This window comes from Salmonella sp. FC25216, from assembly GCF_057751355.1.
The window spans coordinates 1-3,233 of sequence record NZ_JBDGON010000023.1; the positions used below are offsets into that span (position 1 = coordinate 1).

Here is a 3,233-nt window from a genome sequence, read left to right on the forward strand (position 1 = left end):
TCGGTTTAAAAGAAACCCTCAATCCGACAAAACGCGTCAGTATCGGTAACATAGGAACCGGTGCTTTTGACGGCAGCACACCGAGCATCAATATCGGCGACAGTGACAGCGGATTTATCGGCAGTGCGGATGGCGTACTGGATGTTTACTGTAATAACGCCAAAGTGGGTTATATCGATAACGCCGGGCTGCACATGCTCGCGGGCATTGCTACTAACGGTAACGTTGTCCTGCAAAACGACGCACGGGAACACATCATTATCCAGAATGCAGACGGAACGCCCCGTATGTTTATCTACAAGGATAAAGGCGGTGATGGTGTTCACCTCAACAATGGTAATGACGCCTCCACAGAATACCTTTTCCACAAAGACGGCAGTTTTTACGCACCATTCGCAGTCCGTGCAGGCGGTAGTAAGAAACTTGCTGTTCAGGCCAATGACAATTCAACACTGAGCGCAATGTTCAATTTATGGGGCAGCGCTAACAGGCCCACAGTGATTGAACTGGACGATGACCAGGGCTGGCACCTGTACAGCCAGCGAAATACTGACGGTTCAATTCTGTTTACGGTTAATGGCGATATTATGGCTAACCGTAAACTGAATGTGGGCGACGCTACGTTCTCCAGCGACGGTAATGTTAACGGTTCGGTATGGGGCGGCTGGCTGAATGACTGGCTTAATAACAATCTCAGCCGAAAAAATACCGCCAGCCTCGCAACCAACGGCTGGTTTAAGGATGCGTCTACCGGACTGATTATTCAGTGGGGGATAGCTGCCGGGAACCTGAATAAAGCCGTCGTTAACCTTCCTATCCCATTCCCGAACGCGGGTCTTTGGTCGCTGGGTTGGGTATCCGGTACGCTGGATATGGGGAACGATGACTGGTCAAACTCCGCCAGTCTGTTAAACAATTCCCAGCTAACAGTTACAACGGATCACTGGTGGAGTACAGCCTGGATAGCGATAGGACATTAATATGTATCACTACAGCCCCACACAAAACACGTTTTACCCTGACGAACTGAAACAGGTTTATATCGATGCCGGAACCTTCCCGGATGATACTGTTGAAGTCAGTGATGATGTCTGGCTGGAGTTCGCCGGTAATCACCCGCCCGAAGGCAAGCAGCGCGCAGCCGGTAGTGACAACCTGCCCTGTTGGGTGGATGTCCCGTTACCGGATATTGAAGACGCCCGTAGTCAAAAACACGCTGAGATTAACCGCTGGCGCAATACGCAGGAAAACGCGAGTTACACATTCACGTTTGATAACCACAACTGGGACTACGGCAAAGCGACGCAGGAGCGCCTTACGCTATCGGTACAGATGGCAAAAGCCAACAAACTACCAGCGGGTTTTATCTGGACGGACGCCGATAATAATGACGTCCCTATGACGGCGGGCGAACTGCTCAACCTCAGTGACGCAATCGACCAGGCGATGTTTACTATGGGGCTAAAAATCCACATGCGACAACGGGAAATGAAAGAGGAAATCGACAAGCTGACTGATGTAAAAGCAATTCTGGATTACAAAATCGGTTGGCCGGATATCCCAACAAAATAACTCCGATATAATAATGCCCGGTAATCCGGGCATTGTTTTATTTAATTACCGCTATTATCAGACCAGCCTACGGGATAATTTAAAATATCACTGACCTTAGTTAATTCCGAAATATCCTTTTTCATCTGGCGCTGGCGCTCATGGATTTTAAACCCCTGAACAACCATCGCTTGTGTCATACCTGCATCAATAGCCGTCAGGTCGTCAACGGTAACGGGAACATCTTCATTACTGGCATCTGTCCAGAAAAAGCCCGGTGGAAGCTGGCTGGATTTTGCCACAATCAGAACCGGCGCTAACCGGTCTTGCGATGCCTTGCTGGCATCCCATGAATGATTATTCCAGGTAAAAGTAACACTGCCGTTTTCCTGTTTGTTGCGCCAGACATCAATTTCGCAGGCTTTCTGTTCGCGCGCTTTGTCCGGGGTCATGAGGTCGATAATATCTGTTCCATCAAAACCCCAACGACCTGAAATATCCGCACGGCGGTTTTCTTCCGTGTCCGGTACTTCCGCGACACTTTTCCCAACGGGCCAGAAACCAGAAACATCCCGTGAAATACACGTAATAACGCCGTTATTGTCGTACTCCACTTTTATTGTGTCAGGGGAAAACATTTTCTGGCATTCATACCAGTCATGTCCGTCTTCTGATTTAAGATGTGCCGCCCCGGAAATAACAGGTGATTCCGGTTTGTACGGCGTAAAGTTTTTAATGTCCTGCATTTTTATCCCCTTACACACTTGGCGCAGTTACCCACTGAGTACCAATAAGATACTGAATCGGGCGATAATAGACTTTGTCGTCGCCGCCCTGCATTTCCCAGTCACCGTCAGTATGGAACCCCGTCACTACCTGTCCGCCGCCGAGCTGAAAATCACGCCACAGACCGCCAGAAAGCGCCACGGGGCCAAGTCTGATCGCTTTGACCATATTCAAGTAGAGGTAGCTGCTCAACCAGGCGGCATTACCTCCACCCCACGCGGTGCCGAATGCGTCTCCGTTATTGGCGTAGATGGCGGCTCCTGCGCGAAAATTGCCGTCTTTACCGAAAATAAAATCCCCGCCGCCATCATTACCATTGTTGATATGAATACCGTCGCTGCCTTTATCCTTGAAGATCCACATGCGGGGCGTTCCGTCTTCATTCATAATGCAGAAATTCACACGGCCATCATTTTTAAGGTAGAGGTTGCCGGTCATCTCGTCGCCAGTACGGCTAAACTCTCGTCGCCAGCCCGGTGCGTATCCATCGCCGTGATTGATATAGGTGAACTGGGCGCTGGGTACTCCGTCTCCTGACGTTGTGGTGGGTGTGGTTATGCGTATTGTCATTGCGCCACGGGTTCCCATCACCTCAATCACCGCGCCAGCGAGACAGATATTACCGCACCCTGTATCTGTGATGACTTTGTTGCCAGCATAATCCCATGACCCTTTACACATCCAGTAAGGATGATTGAATGCGCCGCAACTCTCCAGCCAGGCGATAAACTCCGCCGTAGTCCACGGATTAGCATCACCGCCGACAGCAACCCCGCCACTGAACGCCAGCGCCGCACTGATATTCTGTGCAAATAATCCCCTGTCCGGAATATCACCGCCGTTCTGCAATTTTTGCATGGCGCCAGCGGCCTGATCTACCGTTTCTCCTAAACCGA

3 protein-coding genes and 1 pseudogene are annotated in these 3,233 nt (G+C 50.4%); 2 read left to right on the top strand and 2 right to left on the bottom strand.

The genetic code is table 11. The features are described from left to right. Both AC3G3F_RS23740 and AC3G3F_RS23745 read left to right on the top strand, forming a co-directional pair. Positions 1-980 (top strand): gp53-like domain-containing protein (locus AC3G3F_RS23740; protein WP_488395920.1); only part of this gene is annotated, 980 nt, incomplete at its 5' end. A 1-nt stretch (position 981) separates the two neighbouring features. Then, complete coding sequence (locus AC3G3F_RS23745; protein WP_488395922.1) at positions 982-1,572, top strand: DUF4376 domain-containing protein; 591 nt, start codon at positions 982-984, stop codon at positions 1,570-1,572. 41 nt (positions 1,573-1,613) lie between these two features. On the opposite strand, the gene AC3G3F_RS23750 is transcribed toward AC3G3F_RS23745, so the two are convergent. Next, positions 1,614-2,297 (bottom strand): DUF4376 domain-containing protein, encoded by a 684-nt coding sequence (locus AC3G3F_RS23750; RefSeq protein ID WP_123220284.1) that lies wholly within the window; start codon positions 2,295-2,297, stop codon positions 1,614-1,616. Between the two features lie 10 nt (positions 2,298-2,307). After that, positions 2,308-3,233: pseudogene (locus AC3G3F_RS23755) on the bottom strand (phage tail-collar fiber domain-containing protein); the annotation flags it as partial.